The following is a 13,757-nucleotide window of genomic DNA, read 5'->3' on the forward strand; positions in this document are numbered from 1 at the left end:
TTGTGACCAATTTATTTAATGTTTTCCAGTATTGTCTTGGTATTTAAGCATTATATACAGCGCATTTTTAATATAAAAAATAGATTTTTTCCCTATATTTTTTAAAGGGTCCAAAAGGTATTATTTCAGCAATTCCTAGGCATTACGGCATTATTTTGTATTTTTTTAAAATCTCAATAATATGATCCTCGATGGGGATTTTCTTAATTGCCGCAAGTAAGTTTGTACTGTCTATTTTTCGTTGGAACAAATCTTCGGTTTCGAATTGCGCTTCCAGTCTGGCTTCCATAATTGATTTTATATTTTTTTCATCCATTGAATAGATAATTTCAAGGAATAACTCACAAAATTCAACGTATTCTTCATCACTGTATTCCTTCACCATATGCCCGATCATTTTTTTGAATTCGCTGATCTGGTCTTCCTCTTTTTTTCCAAGCAGATCGACCAGGAATTTTGTAATTGTGTCTTTTCTTTCTTCGTTATTCATCTTTAGTATGTCCTGATAGTTTAATTCCATAGGTTTTAATTTCTGTATGACTTAAATACTTGCCGTTTCAGTAGCACATTTAGGAATAATAGTTCCTGAGAAATAAACCAAACCTTATAGAAACGGTATTAATAGATAATATCATTAACTGCCGGATGAAAATCTTCATTGCTGTTATACTGACAGAAATTTTGATGACAGCCTTCATATCATATCTTATATTTTTCTCCCTTAAAAAAAGGAAAAGGTTTACATACCGTGACTTTTCCATAGCAGTCATAGCACTATCAATGATGGCAAGTATGCTTGATTCAATAACTTATTATTTGGCATTTCCGGTAACTTTCCTGAATGCCGTCATAGCGCTTAACATATCAATGTTTGAAATGTCAATCGCTGTAATTTACCTCCTGTGGATCTCATTTTCAAAAAAATTCATAGGCTATAACCGGACTGTTTCTAACACACTGATATTTCTTATAGTGTTCAATGAGGTTTCAATGGGGATTTTTCTGAGGCTTATCGCTTTCGGATATTACCCAACTTCCTCTGATTATCCTCTGCTTTCCAATGTTCTTTCGGTTATTAGTTCAAGCTTAAACTCATACCTTTTCATTGTCCCAATGGTTGTTGAAATGGCAGTGATTATTGCCATAACTGTTGAAAATTCACTTAACAGGCTAATCTCTTTGAGTATAATGTTACAGAGCGTTTTTAGCCCTACTTTTCTGGGGAACGAGAATTTTGTTCTGCTGGGGATCATACTTGGAACAGGCAGCATGATCGCATTCATGGTTATATTTTACGAGCGTATCTCAAAAGGCAGAACAGCGCTATTCCTTACTGATATGCGAAAGATGAGAAATATTTTCCTCCTTTACACCCTGATGAGCGCTTCAATTTTTATTGGAACGCTTTACCACAGCCCCTTTTACGTTGGATGGTTCCCGTATGGAATAGCAATGGTTGCAGGTATGGTATTTTATCTGCATATTCACTTTCCCATAGGAGAACCTGATAAAAAGCGTACAGGCTGGATAAAAAATCCAAAATTTGTATTCCTGATTCTTCTTACGTCGTTTATCTCGGAGTGGTTCCTTGCAGCAGCAATAGAATTTCAAGCATATGCCCCTTCTTTTGCAACTGGTTTTCAAAACTTAGTTATATTTTCCAACATGCTGGGGGGCGTGACAGTTTTCACTACCAGGTCTGTAATAGTAGACATTTTCTATATTTTTGGAGCAATTCCAAACTACTACATCTTTTTGACTATAATGGGATTAGAAATGGGCGCTCTTGTCATATTCAGAATGAGAACCATACAGTGGAAGGAAAAAAGGGTAAACCTTGCACTTGCCCTCATAGCCTTCGCCCTTTATACCACCATATATCCAAATTTCATCGGGAATGCAACATATTCCAAACTTCCACTGTGGGCCAATGTCGGTGCCCTTGCACCACTATATCCATATATGGTTGCCTCTCTTCTTGGAAGTTATGCCCTTTACGCCATACTGGCTTTGCTTTTTGGGAGGAGAAGTTATTGCAGCACACTTTGCCCTTCTGCAGTGATGTATGGCGGGAGCCTGAGTCAGTCTATGATCTCCTTCAACTATGAATCAGGATTCAGCAGAAAGAATATCGGAAGCAGGTTCAAGGGATGGGTAATTTCGGTTATTTCTTCACTTTGGGTAATAATGATTGCAGTATCTATCTTATCCTACTTTACTACATCCAAAATTGGAACATTCGACCTTTATGGAATTGATGTTTCAGTTTACTTTTCCTTTTTTATTTGGAATTTTCTCTGGTATATATTTTTCATATCAATACCGTTTGTTGGGATGAGCCCCTGCAGGAGATATGGGTGGTGCACTACAGGAACATTTGTCGGTTTTTTCAGTAAGATTGGACTGTTCAAACTGAAGGTAAAGGAACCAGAAACCTGCGTTACATGTCCCACAAAGGACTGCGTATCAGCGTGCGAAGTTGGGTTAGGTGACCTCGCAGGTCAGTTTATAAAGACCGGCGAGTTCAAAAGTACAAAATGTGTTGGTGCCGGTTCCTGCCTGGAGGCATGCCCTTATGATAATATTTTCTTTTATGATATTAGAAATTTTTTAAAAGAAAGAAAGACCAAAAGTTAACTTTTGATCAATCAAAGTCCTTTGTAGAAACTTTAAGTTTCTTCTTTGCCGGTTCCATATCTATATGCTGGAACTGAGATTTCAGTCTTTCCAGTACTTTTGGCAGAGAAGTGTATTCCATTTCATCTTCTGGAAGCCTGTGTGGCTCAAATGGACCCATTCTTCTGAGATAATCCACCACATCAACTGCTGTTTTCCTTGCACCATCGAAGGCCGGATCATCAAACATGTCCATAGGACCTGTGAGTTTTCCATCTTTCAAGACGAATCCAAGTGCTACAACTCTTGGTGGCCCGTCAAACCTTGTCATGTTTGCATTCTTCATTCCTACGGGCATAAGCGGACCATTGAATGATCCCCGCATCCATCCTGAAACAAGATACGGATGGGAAAATGCTTCCAGTGACTCACCTGAAGCAGGCAACCCTGACTGTATCCTTACAATTCCTGCTGGGTCATCCTTTCCGACATATTCACCTGCGATAAATGATAATTTATCGGTAGTTATAACCGATACGTTCTCATCCGGAAGTTTTTCATGATTTTTCTTTGTGAATACTCTCTTAATTACATACCTACTCTTTGAGCCTATCATGCCCATGATATCATACATATGATCAGGTGTGTCGAGGTATATTTTCTTACCTTCAATTATGTCCCATATTTCAAATTTGAACCCGTCATGCATATTTGGGTCTATAACAAGTCCTGGAGTATTATATGGATCGGCAAACATCTTGAATATGGGGAAGTTAAATGCGCCAGGTTCGGTCTTATCCATCATATATATGATAAAAGGCTCAGATTTTCTTGCGTTTATTTCCATCTCGGCCACACCCGGACCCATTCCTTTAATGTTACCTGAGAATGAATCCTTCAGTAGATCCTGACCTGCTCCGTACAGTCCCACTTTTTTCGCCACTGCTGTGCCTGCAATGAATGCGTCCCATGCAAGTTCATGGATTTCAGAGTTATCCACACCACGATTATGTATCATAGTTATCTGTATATCGTCTCCTACGTGGGAAATAAAATGATCTGTCAGGATTCCGTTTCCGTGTTCTTTTATAAATTTCCCAACTTCTTGAACTACTGGTTCGTATACACTGGAATGACCTGGGAGGCTTCCAATGTCTGCCTTTATATGCGATATTGTAGTTTTCATGATTTTAATTAGTTAAATCTGGATTTAAATATTTCGTATACACTTTTTTTAATTAGGCAATCAACGAATTTTTTTAATATGAACATCGGTATTTAGTGTATTTACCTTATTGGGTCAGGTGAAAAGAGTTATAATTGAAAGTTCTATTATGCCTGTTCATGCTCAATCCTATTTTGATTGTAATACTGATTATAATTGCCTGGGTGCTTATACTTGCTATAGCCGCACCATTTATCAGAAAGTCAAAACATTTTTCATTCATGGGTCCTGCCATTATGGTGAAGGCTGTAAAAAACAGAAAAATAATGGACAAGGTATCATCAAAATTTCCGGGCATAATTTTCTCCCGTTTATCAGTGGTTCTGGTTATAATATCATCCGTTATTGCAATGGTATTTCTCCTATACGGGTCTTATCTGGCCACCATTGAGCATAATGTAAGACCGCCTTCACTTCTTCTTTACCTGGTTTTACCGGGAATCAATCCTGCAATCCCAATAGTTTATGGAACACTTTCGCTGATTGCCGCAGTTGTAATTCATGAATTTTTTCACGGCATAGTTGCAAGGAAACATAACATAACTGTGAAGGCTGTGGGGGCCCTTTTTTTCATAGTGCCAATAGGAGCATTTGTGGAGCCTGATGAGAAAGAGGTAACTGAGGCGAATCCAGTCGTTAGAAGAAGGATATTTGCTTCGGGTCCAGGGATAAATATAGTTATAGCATTTGTTGCCCTGTTAATTCTCCTCTTTGCAATGGCACCCCTTGCAACACCCATACACCAGGGTTTATACGTTGAAAGTGTACAGGCAAACTCAGCCTACAGCAAAATTGGAGCCCAAAGCGAGATAACTTCCGTCGGAAACTTCTCTGGTGAAGATCTGAACAGTATACTAGAAAATGCAACAATAACGCCGGGAGAAATGACTAACGTTACCGTATTTAACGGGATCTCTCTTGTGAAAGAGAAGGTTCCAGCGGGCCTTGTTGTTGTAGGAACTATAAAAGGGTTTTCCGCTTACAAAAATATATCACTGGGAAGTATAATTTACTCAATAAACGGTACTCATATTTACAACACAACACAACTCACCAGTATTCTAGATCACATCCCACCTGGCAATAATATAACAATGTCCACTCTGACCTATACCAATGGAAAATCTTCAACATTTGAGAATCACACGTTAGTCACAGGATCAAAGTACAACTATTATGCACAGTATGATCCCTCAGCAAACAGGGTTTCATATAAGAACCAGAGTTTCATAGGGGTGGAGATCAGTTATCTTGGTATAAGTTCAGTTCCAATCAATGAAATTAGATCTGAAGTACTGGGGACAACTATGCTTAGCAGCCCATGGTATGGCACCCTAAGCGCAATAGCTCTTCCCTTTACCGGTCTTTCCCCTATTCCTGGAAAACTAGCCAGCCTATTTTCTACTCCTTTTAATCCATTCATATTCTGGGGGTTATTCAATACGCTATTCTGGCTTTTCTGGATGGATTTCCTTCTGGGTATAACAAACGCACTGCCATTTTTCATTCTGGACGGGGGGCAATTCTTCAAAGATACGCTTAAGATTTCATCCCGCAGGAGAATTTTTAAGAAATTAGGGGACGATAAGACCATTGCCAATATATCTTTGATAATGAACTTCATTGTGTTTTTCCTTATACTATGGGAAATCGTTGCATTGGAACATATCTGAAAAAGCCTTAAGTTAAAGATCATATTTCCCAATATTCCAATGCAATACCTTTAATATTGATTCAAAATTATCCAACATAGATCAAAAGGATGATAAATAATGGCATTCCCTGAAGCAGTTGAAAGAAGACTAAACAAAAAGATATGTATGAAATGTAATGCTAGAAACTCCCCCAGAGCAGAAAAATGCAGAAAATGTGGTTATACTGGACTGAGGATGAAAGCAAAGGAAAGGAGAGGCGGACAGTAAGAGAATCCTCTATGCAAGAACCTGAAGTTGCAATTTTAAGAATGGAAGGGACAAATTGTGAAGAGGAGGCTTACCATGCTTTTCAGGATTCTGGATTCAAACCGACTTATATTCATATAAACGAACTCAAGAATAAAAGAGAGTCTCTTGAACATTTTTCCACGATTTTCCTTCCGGGGGGATTTTCTGCTGGAGATTACATAAGGGCTGGATCTATTTTCTCTGCAAGGCTTTCAGAATATTCCAGAAAGGACCTGGAAAGATTTGTGGATGAAGGTAAACCGATTATCGGGGTCTGCAATGGTTTCCAGATACTTGCTGAACTTGGTTTCATTCCGGATCTGGATGGCAAGATGGAGAGGAAAGTTGGCCTGGCACCTAACAGTTCAAACAGATTTGAATGCAGGATGTCCTATGTGAAAATGACGGGAAAAACCCCTATGTTGAAAGAAATTAAACATGACCTTCCCTACATGGTTCCAGTGGCTCACGCCGAAGGTAGAATTGTTACGGCGAGGGATCAAAACTTTCTTGAGAAACTTGATGAAAGCGGCCAGATTATATTCAGATACTCAAATCCTGATGGAACTGATGCTTTATATCCATGGAATCCAAATGGATCTGAAGGGTCAATAGCTGGACTGAGCAACTTTCATGGCAACGTGATTGGTCTGATGCCACATCCCGAGCGCATCTACAACTTTTTTGGGAAACTACCTAGCGGAATAAATAAAGATGTCTTGGGCAAAAATTTCTTCGACTCTTTGTATAATTATATCTTAAAGAAAGCTTTCTAGAAACCTTTAACAACAATATTCATTGAATTTTGAGAGCAATGCGTCCAGCTTATCTTTTGTCTCTTTCACCTTTATTTCAAGTACTCTTCTTAACTCTGGCAGTTCGAGAGATCTGAAGACAAGATACTGCCCACCTTTCTCGATACATTTCATTTCCTTTTTCGCCAATCCCAGAGAAGTAAGTCTCTGCAGATTTTTATATACGGTTGTGCGGTTTCTCTTAACTTCCAAAGCAATCTGATCCAGTGACTTGGCCTCCTTATCGCTCAATATATTGAATATCTTAAAATCGATTTCGTTCAAACCGTACAGACAGGACAGAAGATCATTGCATACGATTTTCTTTCTTTTGGATTGGGTTAAAGACAGCACCACTGGAAATAAAGCTGAAGTATATAGATATTTCGTGGAATTTGAAATATCGTCAAATTTATAACCTTGCTTACAATCAACAGCAAATGGGAATTGCATTCAGTCCTTTAGCAGACTTACCCTTGTGGTAGATGTATTCCCAATGGTTTACAGTTTGCGTGTGGTGGGAAAAAATGGCAGATGCGGAACTGGAGAATATAAGAAAAAATATATACAACAGCATTCTGAATGCAAAGAAACCGGAGAAAGTGAAAAATATGGAAGGAAAATCAGTTGAATTGAATGATTCGAATTTTGACCAGATTGTGAACAAGCCCGGTCTGACAGTGGTAGATTTCTGGGCAGAGTGGTGCGCACCCTGCAGGTTTGTATCACCTGTTCTTGACGAGCTGGCAAAGGAGTATGCCGGTAAATTGGTCCTTGGAAAATTGAATGTGGATCTTAATCCACAGGTATCAGCCAGGTTTATGATAAGAAGCATACCTACTATAATGTTCTTCAAGGATGGAAAACCGGTGGACACAGTCATTGGTGCGCTTCCAAAACCCATGATAGAGACAAAGATAAAGAAGAATCTTAATTAGTGAAACAGATGGCTACAAAATATGACGTTATAATTATAGGGGGAGCTTCAGCAGGACTTTCTGCTGCCCTCTATACTTCAAGGCAGAATCTCAGGACACTTGTTATTACCAAAGACATTGGTGGCCAAGCACTATTGACAGATTCTATACAGAATTACCCAGGATTTGGGAATATAGGAGGTTTTGAACTGCTGACCAAGTTTCAGGAACAGACTATGATGTATGGCACTGAATTCCTCTATGATGAAGTGCAGAGCGTATCAAAGAGTGAAGAGGGATTCAGGGTAAAATCGTATTCACAGGAAAATACTGCTGAAGTCCTGATACTTGCATTCGGAAAAACTCCCCGTGATCTTGGTGTATCAGGAGAAAACGAACTCAGAGGAAAGGGTGTATCTTACTGTGCAGTATGTGACGGCCCTCTTTTCAAATCTAAAAAAGTAGCAGTAGTTGGCAATGGTGATAATGCCATAGAGGCGGCAAGCTATCTTTCATCACTTGTTTCAAATCTTTACATTATACAATCGACAGAAAAAACCAGAGGGGATGAAGAAACTCTCAATTCCCTGAAAAACATGAAGAACGTAGAGTTTAGAAACGGAAGTAAAGTTGACAGAATTCTTGGAGAAAACTCAGTAACCGGCCTGGAACTACAAACCAAAGAGGGAAAAAACAACCTTGAAATCGATGCAGTCTTTATTGAAATGGGGTATATTGCCAAGACAGAACTTGTAAAGGATCTGGTTGAACTTAACAAGATAGGGGAAGTTGTGGTGAATAAGTTCTGTGAAACCACCCAAGAGGGGATCTTCGCCTGCGGAGATGTTACCGACACCCCCTACAAGCAGGTGGTTATTTCAGCTGGACAGGGGGCTATAGCCGCATTGTCAGCATACAACTATATTCAGAGAAAAAAGGGGAGACCAACATCAAAGACAGACTGGAAAACTGTTCCTATACAGAAGGAAGAAAAGTCAGATTTCAAACTTTCAAGAAATTGATATTAAAATTTATATTTTCAATATTTTTCCTATAATTTATGCTTAATTTTATTCTCCTTTTTCAAGTTTTTTAATAAATTGCCTGGCTTTTACTTTGAACTCTTCAAGTGTCCCATCGTTCACGATCATGTAATCTGCAAGAGAGATCACTCTGCCTATTCCCCACGAGAGTTCTCTTTCATCCCTGCTATTAAGTTCTGTTGGGCTTTTCACATCGTCTTCCCTGTCCCGTTTTAAAATTCTTGCAAGGCGATCATCATGGTTGGCATATATTGCAATCACCCTTACATTGGCGAACCTTTTACGGAAGTACTCCAGCTCTTCAACATTTCTCAAGCCGTCGACTATTGTTTTATCTGGGTTGGTAACGTTCTCAGAAGTTCGCTTTGCCCATATGTCCATCCCATGTACCTGCCTTTCAGAACCTGCGAATTTTCCGATGTCGTAATCTTTCTGGCCAATATTGTGTTCCCGAGAATATTTCCTCACGGTATCTCCCATGTGAACATCCATATATCCCATAGATCTGGCAACTTTAATGAATTCGTCCTTTCCAGACCCAGGCATTCCTGTAACAATAAGCATTTAATTTACCACCGTACTAATCTTATATTTTTCCAGTTTTCAAAATTTTCATCTGACTATCCAAAAAGGAAACCCATCCCGCCTTCTGCGTTACCCTCTTCTTCCTTTATTTTACTGTAAATTTCAATTGCCTCCTTTTCTGGGATGGATTTAATGTCGGGACCCAGTATCTCAGAGACCTTTCCGAATATGTAATCAGGTCCTTCTATAACAATTATTGTTGAACCTGAATTGTTGAAAGCTGACCCATCTTTCTGTATTATGGTCTGCCTCCCAACAATGTCGTCAGATAAAAGTTTTTCAATCATTTTCCTCTGTTCTGAATTAAATTTGTAAATTTTGAACATAGCTGGTTAAGTCCACAACAAATATAAGCATGTTGACATAAATAAAGAGGCAAGACCAACTGCATTAAAAGTTCATAAAAGCTTTATTCTTTTTGTGAAATTGAAAGAGGAAATTTAAAATTTAACGTCTCAATTAAAAAAATATTTGAATTACGTAACGATATGGGGAAGATGTCAGAAATTGACCTTAACCTCATAATAGGAGGACCGCAGGGAGGCGGTATCGATACATCTTCCAATATGATAAGTCGCTCATTTGCAGCTTCCGGGTACAATGTTTTTGGTGTAAGGGAGTATCACTCCAACATTAAGGGGAGACACAGCTATACACATCTTAGAATTAAGAAAGAGAGACCAAGATCACTGAAATATCCGGTTGATATTCTTGTTGCACTTGATGCGGACACACTTTTCGAACATCTTGATGATGTCTCAAAAGGTTCCAGGATAATATACGATGCAAGTTTTGAAAATTCTGAGCTTTCTCAGGCCAGGATGATAATGAGAGACACCTCAAGAAGAATAAAGGAAAAACTGAATTCTGAAAAACTTCCAAACAATGTGAAGGGAGTGCTTGCTTATATGGAAAAGAGAGGAGCCAAGCCCATAAAAATTCCATTTGAAAGCATTGTGACCTCTGTTGTTAAAGATGGCCCTGCAACAAGGTATTTCAATACTCTTGGTGCCGTAATAACACTTTCAATTGCAGGACTTGACCAGAAGTTTGCAGAAGAGGGTATAAGAGCAGTTTTCTCCAACAAAGAAAAGGCGATCAAAGAAAACATTGCGGTGGTTGGTGCTGCATACCAGTACGCACAAAATAATTCTATGAGAGGACAAGACCTTGAAGTAATCGACACAAAGGAAAGGATGCTTCTTACTGGAAATGATGGTGCAGCAATAGGAAAACTCATGGGGGGACTTAGATTCCAGACCTACTACCCAATTACACCTGCCAGCGATGAAAGTTCCATATTGGAGGAACATGAGTCGCTAAAATGGATTGCCTCAGAGGAGAAAAAACTCAAGGAGTCTGGAGTTGTTGTGGTACAGTGCGAGGATGAGCTTTCCGCCATCACAATGGCAGAAGGGGCAGCACTGACAGGCGCCAGAACAGCAACCGCCACAAGTGGACCTGGATTTTCCCTTATGGCTGAAGCTATAGGCTTTGCTGGTATGGATGAACTTCCCATAGTTGTTACATTTTACCAGAGAGGTGGACCGAGTACTGGACTTCCTACAAGAAATGGACAGTCCGATCTTATGTTTGCACTGAACACCGGACATGGTGAGTTCCCAAGGATTGTAATATCTTCAGGGGATGTTGAGGAATGCATATACGACGCCATGAGATCACTGAATTATGCACACAGATACCAACTTCCAGTAATACATCTTATAGATAAGAACTTGGCAAACACAACGGATCTGATACCTGAAATTGACAATAAGAAGGTAAAAGTTATACTAAGCGTCCAGACTATGAAACAGGAGGATTTCAAGAGGTACAACCTGAATACCGAGAACGGTATTTCAGAAATGGGCTACTTTGGAAAGAACATATTCTGGATGACAGGCGACGAACATGACGAACTTGGACATGTTACTGAGGATTCAGAAGTGAGAGACAAGATGATGAGGAAAAGATTCAGGAAACTGGAAACAGCGGTTGCAGAGATACCAATGGAAGACCGGGTCCAGCTCTTGGGAGATCCAGACGCAGAAGTAACATTCGTGACCTGGGGAAGCCAGAAAGGACCAATTCTTGATGTAATCGAAGATCTTAAGAAAGAGGATATTTCAGCAAACCTCCTTTACATAAAGATGTTCGAGCCTTTCCCATCGGAATTTGTTGAGAAGGTCCTGGGAAAAGCAAAGATGGTCATTGATGTTGAAAGTAATATGACAGCGCAGGCGACTAAAGTATTAAAGCAGAATACAGGCCTGAGCATTAGCAGAACAATTCTAAAATATAATGGCAGACACATAACAGAGGATGAGATATTGAAAGCAACAAAGAAAATACTGGAAGAGGCTTCTTCCGGAAAGAAAATCGTTAATGAGGTGCTTGTAGATGGCGCATAATTTCAAAACAGATCTGGCGATAGACTGGTGCCCTGGATGCGGAGATTTTGGTATACTCACATCAATAACACAGGCATTGACCGAATTGAATCTGGGGCCACATGACGTGGTGGCAGTATCGGGTATCGGGTGTTCCGGTAAAACGCCCCACTACCTGAACATTGCAGGAGTTCATACTCTCCATGGTCGATCCATACCATATGCAACCGGAGTGAAACTCTCCAACCCGAATCTAAAAGTTATATTGACTGGAGGAGACGGAGATCTGCTGAGTATAGGGGCAGGACACTTCGTTGCAGAAGGCAGAAGAAACAGTGGACTTGCAATAATACTGTTTGATAATGCAGTATATGGACTTACGAAAGGACAGGCTGCACCAACAATGGAACTGGGAGAAAAGACAAAAGGCCTGAGCAGAGAGAATATGTTTGGCAAAGTAAATCCAATTGCATTGGCACTCACATCAGGGTACAGTTTCGTGGCGAGGGGATTTTCCTTCGACATGAAACAGCTTAAGGAACTTATAAAAAGGGCCATAATGCATGAGGGATCGTCTGTCATAGATGTCCTCCAGCCCTGCCCAACCTACAATAACATTAATAGCATGGAATGGTACAAACAGAGGGTTTACAAACTAGAGGATGACAAGTCATGGGACCCGGTTATTAACCAGGGAAACAAGAGCGATCTTTCTCAAAAATACCATGAGGCATATAACAGGGCACTGGAATGGGGTGACAGAATACCCACTGGAGTATTCTTCGATAACCAGACTCTTGAACCCTTTACAAAAAGAATAAACCATATAGTTCCATCATATCTTGAAAACCCTCCAGCAGCTCAGGTGGTCTCAACCAGTGATGGGTATAGCGTGGTTGATCCTATGAAAACCTTTGCCGATAAGATCATTAAATGATCTTTACAACTTTTCATTTCAGGAAAAGATTGATTCCGTAATATATGAAGACAACACCGAACGAGGCAAGAATTATAAAACTGAAAATTTTAATTGCCTCGGCCATTTTTTTCCCATATTTTACAACAGACCTATTTATTGCCAAGGTCAGAAATGCAACCCATAAGACTATCCCTATGAAAAGAAAATAGAAAGGTTCTGTTCCAAATCTCTGGAATACGCTCAATCCTGCGGTTAACCACCATGCTATCTGCATTGGATTTACGAGTCCTAGCAATAGTCCTGAGAAATAATTCATATTTTTTCGTGGTGATTTGATGCCATCAGAGTATCTGGATCTAAAAACACCCACGGATAGGAATATGAAAAAGATTCCTCCCATAAGAAATATGTAGCTGTCATAGGAAGCTAGGTCCACTAAAGACCGGAATCCAAGTGTTATTATCATAAGTGTAAAGTCAGCAGACATTGCTCCCATTCCAATCATGAAGCCTTTCATGACAGATGTCATGGATCTGTCAACAATCATTGCCGTAATTGGGCCGGGTGGGGCTGCCAGTGATATTCCAAGAGATATTCCTAGAACTATTGCTACTCCTGTGATCATAAAGGTTTGCCACCTCATCTCAAATATGTTTATTAGGAATTTTACAGTATTGGGATTATGGAATATGAAAGCCTCAATACCCTAACGGATTATCTGGGCGTTACCGAGAAAAGATTTAGAGAACTGATAGATTCAGCAGGAGATATTTTCCACTATGCCGAAACCGCTACCAGAGGCAATGATTACTGGCAGGTTTCGCAACCTGAATTCAGGCTTATCTTTGCCATTGCAGCTGCTATGAAAGCTGAAAAGATTGCAGAGACTGGAGTTGGTCCTGGAACCACATCAACTGCCTTCCTCGAGGCAATGGAACCATTTGATGGAAGACTTTACAGTTTTGACCTTGGCAGGAAATATGGAAATTCCGATGAGAAGCCTGTGGGATTTGTTGTACCTGTCAATCTAAGAGGGAGATGGACTCTGACACTTGGTAACAGCAGGGAGACTCTAGAACCGGGTCTGGAGAAGTACGGACCATTTGACATCTTTATGCATGACTCTGAACATACTTACGATCATGTGACATTTGAACTCAACGCAGCCATGAAACACATGAAAGAACGCTTCATTATAGTGGTGGATAACTACAATTGGACTAAGGCACCCGAGGATTTTGCATCCTCCAACGGACTGAGGCTGATTCATCCAATCGATGATATGTGCCTGATTTTCAGGGAATGATAATTGGCGCCATTATATT

General features: G+C 39.8%; 15 protein-coding genes. 9 read left to right on the forward strand and 6 right to left on the reverse strand.

The window, feature by feature from the left end:
* Window positions 1-142 precede the first annotated feature (142 nt).
* Window positions 143-520: a hypothetical protein gene (locus tag OXIME_RS05060; protein ID WP_393970768.1), complete on the reverse strand. Its 378-nt coding sequence runs from the start codon at window positions 518-520 to the stop codon at window positions 143-145.
* A gap of 125 nt (window positions 521-645) precedes the next feature.
* Here OXIME_RS05060 and OXIME_RS05065 point away from each other — a divergent pair, with 125 nt between their 5' ends.
* Window positions 646-2,637, forward strand: coding sequence for a 4Fe-4S binding protein (locus OXIME_RS05065; RefSeq protein WP_393970769.1), 1,992 nt, complete (start codon window positions 646-648; stop codon window positions 2,635-2,637).
* 7 nt (window positions 2,638-2,644) lie between these two features.
* On the opposite strand, the gene fbp is transcribed toward OXIME_RS05065, so the two are convergent.
* Complete coding sequence (fbp, locus tag OXIME_RS05070; protein WP_393970770.1) at window positions 2,645-3,802, reverse strand: fructose-1,6-bisphosphate aldolase/phosphatase; 1,158 nt, start codon at window positions 3,800-3,802, stop codon at window positions 2,645-2,647.
* A 158-nt stretch (window positions 3,803-3,960) separates the two neighbouring features.
* Between fbp and OXIME_RS05075 the strand changes: the two genes are divergently transcribed.
* The 3 genes from OXIME_RS05075 (at window position 3,961) to purQ (ending at window position 6,560) form a co-directional block, all read left to right on the forward strand.
* A complete protein-coding gene (locus tag OXIME_RS05075; protein ID WP_393970771.1) occupies window positions 3,961-5,514 on the forward strand; it encodes a site-2 protease family protein in 1,554 nt (517 codons plus the stop codon).
* 96 nt (window positions 5,515-5,610) lie between these two features.
* Window positions 5,611-5,763 carry a 50S ribosomal protein L40e gene (locus OXIME_RS05080; protein ID WP_393972253.1) on the forward strand — a complete coding sequence of 51 codons (153 nt, stop codon included), beginning with the start codon at window positions 5,611-5,613 and terminating at the stop codon, window positions 5,761-5,763.
* Between the two features lie 11 nt (window positions 5,764-5,774).
* Window positions 5,775-6,560 (forward strand): phosphoribosylformylglycinamidine synthase subunit PurQ, encoded by a 786-nt coding sequence (gene purQ / locus OXIME_RS05085; protein WP_393970772.1) that lies wholly within the window; start codon window positions 5,775-5,777, stop codon window positions 6,558-6,560.
* Window positions 6,561-6,566: 6 nt separating this feature from the next.
* Here purQ and OXIME_RS05090 read toward each other — a convergent pair whose 3' ends face one another.
* Window positions 6,567-6,932: a helix-turn-helix domain-containing protein gene (locus tag OXIME_RS05090; protein WP_393970773.1), complete on the reverse strand. Its 366-nt coding sequence runs from the start codon at window positions 6,930-6,932 to the stop codon at window positions 6,567-6,569.
* Between the two features lie 173 nt (window positions 6,933-7,105).
* Between OXIME_RS05090 and trxA the strand changes: the two genes are divergently transcribed.
* Both trxA and OXIME_RS05100 read left to right on the forward strand, forming a co-directional pair.
* Window positions 7,106-7,516, forward strand: coding sequence for a thioredoxin (gene trxA / locus OXIME_RS05095; RefSeq protein WP_393970774.1), 411 nt, complete (start codon window positions 7,106-7,108; stop codon window positions 7,514-7,516).
* 8 nt (window positions 7,517-7,524) lie between these two features.
* Window positions 7,525-8,517 (forward strand): NAD(P)/FAD-dependent oxidoreductase, encoded by a 993-nt coding sequence (locus OXIME_RS05100; protein ID WP_393970775.1) that lies wholly within the window; start codon window positions 7,525-7,527, stop codon window positions 8,515-8,517.
* 48 nt (window positions 8,518-8,565) lie between these two features.
* Here OXIME_RS05100 and OXIME_RS05105 read toward each other — a convergent pair whose 3' ends face one another.
* Window positions 8,566-9,102 (reverse strand): AAA family ATPase, encoded by a 537-nt coding sequence (locus OXIME_RS05105; protein ID WP_393970776.1) that lies wholly within the window; start codon window positions 9,100-9,102, stop codon window positions 8,566-8,568.
* Between the two features lie 56 nt (window positions 9,103-9,158).
* Entirely contained in the window at window positions 9,159-9,449 is a 291-nt protein-coding gene (locus OXIME_RS05110; protein ID WP_393970777.1) for a hypothetical protein, read from the reverse strand.
* A gap of 171 nt (window positions 9,450-9,620) precedes the next feature.
* On the opposite strand from OXIME_RS05110, the gene OXIME_RS05115 reads away from it, so the two are divergent.
* A complete protein-coding gene (locus OXIME_RS05115; protein ID WP_393970778.1) occupies window positions 9,621-11,534 on the forward strand; it encodes a 2-oxoacid:ferredoxin oxidoreductase subunit alpha in 1,914 nt (637 codons plus the stop codon).
* A complete protein-coding gene (locus OXIME_RS05120) occupies window positions 11,524-12,450 on the forward strand; it encodes a 2-oxoacid:ferredoxin oxidoreductase subunit beta (protein WP_393970779.1) in 927 nt (308 codons plus the stop codon). Before OXIME_RS05115 ends, OXIME_RS05120 begins: the two co-directional genes overlap by 11 nt.
* 13 nt (window positions 12,451-12,463) lie before the next feature.
* On the opposite strand, the gene OXIME_RS05125 is transcribed toward OXIME_RS05120, so the two are convergent.
* Window positions 12,464-13,057: a LysE family translocator gene (locus OXIME_RS05125; protein ID WP_393970780.1), complete on the reverse strand. Its 594-nt coding sequence runs from the start codon at window positions 13,055-13,057 to the stop codon at window positions 12,464-12,466.
* 57 nt (window positions 13,058-13,114) lie between these two features.
* On the opposite strand from OXIME_RS05125, the gene OXIME_RS05130 reads away from it, so the two are divergent.
* Window positions 13,115-13,738, forward strand: coding sequence for a class I SAM-dependent methyltransferase (locus OXIME_RS05130; protein ID WP_393970781.1), 624 nt, complete (start codon window positions 13,115-13,117; stop codon window positions 13,736-13,738).
* Window positions 13,739-13,757 lie beyond the last annotated feature (19 nt).

The organism is Oxyplasma meridianum (assembly GCF_038024865.1).
GTDB lineage: Archaea > Thermoplasmatota > Thermoplasmata > Thermoplasmatales > Thermoplasmataceae > Oxyplasma > Oxyplasma meridianum.

Coding starts and splice junctions, on each gene's coding strand:
- OXIME_RS05060 (WP_393970768.1), bottom strand. CDS start 520: ATGGAATTAAACTATCAGGACATACTAAAGATGAATAACGAAGAAAGA.
- OXIME_RS05065 (WP_393970769.1), top strand. CDS start 646: ATGAAAATCTTCATTGCTGTTATACTGACAGAAATTTTGATGACAGCC.
- fbp (WP_393970770.1), bottom strand. CDS start 3,802: ATGAAAACTACAATATCGCATATAAAGGCAGACATTGGAAGCCTCCCA.
- OXIME_RS05075 (WP_393970771.1), top strand. CDS start 3,961: ATGCTCAATCCTATTTTGATTGTAATACTGATTATAATTGCCTGGGTG.
- purQ (WP_393970772.1), top strand. CDS start 5,775: ATGCAAGAACCTGAAGTTGCAATTTTAAGAATGGAAGGGACAAATTGT.
- trxA (WP_393970774.1), top strand. CDS start 7,106: ATGGCAGATGCGGAACTGGAGAATATAAGAAAAAATATATACAACAGC.
- OXIME_RS05100 (WP_393970775.1), top strand. CDS start 7,525: ATGGCTACAAAATATGACGTTATAATTATAGGGGGAGCTTCAGCAGGA.
- OXIME_RS05105 (WP_393970776.1), bottom strand. CDS start 9,102: ATGCTTATTGTTACAGGAATGCCTGGGTCTGGAAAGGACGAATTCATT.
- OXIME_RS05110 (WP_393970777.1), bottom strand. CDS start 9,449: ATGTTCAAAATTTACAAATTTAATTCAGAACAGAGGAAAATGATTGAA.
- OXIME_RS05115 (WP_393970778.1), top strand. CDS start 9,621: ATGTCAGAAATTGACCTTAACCTCATAATAGGAGGACCGCAGGGAGGC.
- OXIME_RS05120 (WP_393970779.1), top strand. CDS start 11,524: ATGGCGCATAATTTCAAAACAGATCTGGCGATAGACTGGTGCCCTGGA.
- OXIME_RS05125 (WP_393970780.1), bottom strand. CDS start 13,057: ATGATCACAGGAGTAGCAATAGTTCTAGGAATATCTCTTGGAATATCA.
- OXIME_RS05130 (WP_393970781.1), top strand. CDS start 13,115: ATGGAATATGAAAGCCTCAATACCCTAACGGATTATCTGGGCGTTACC.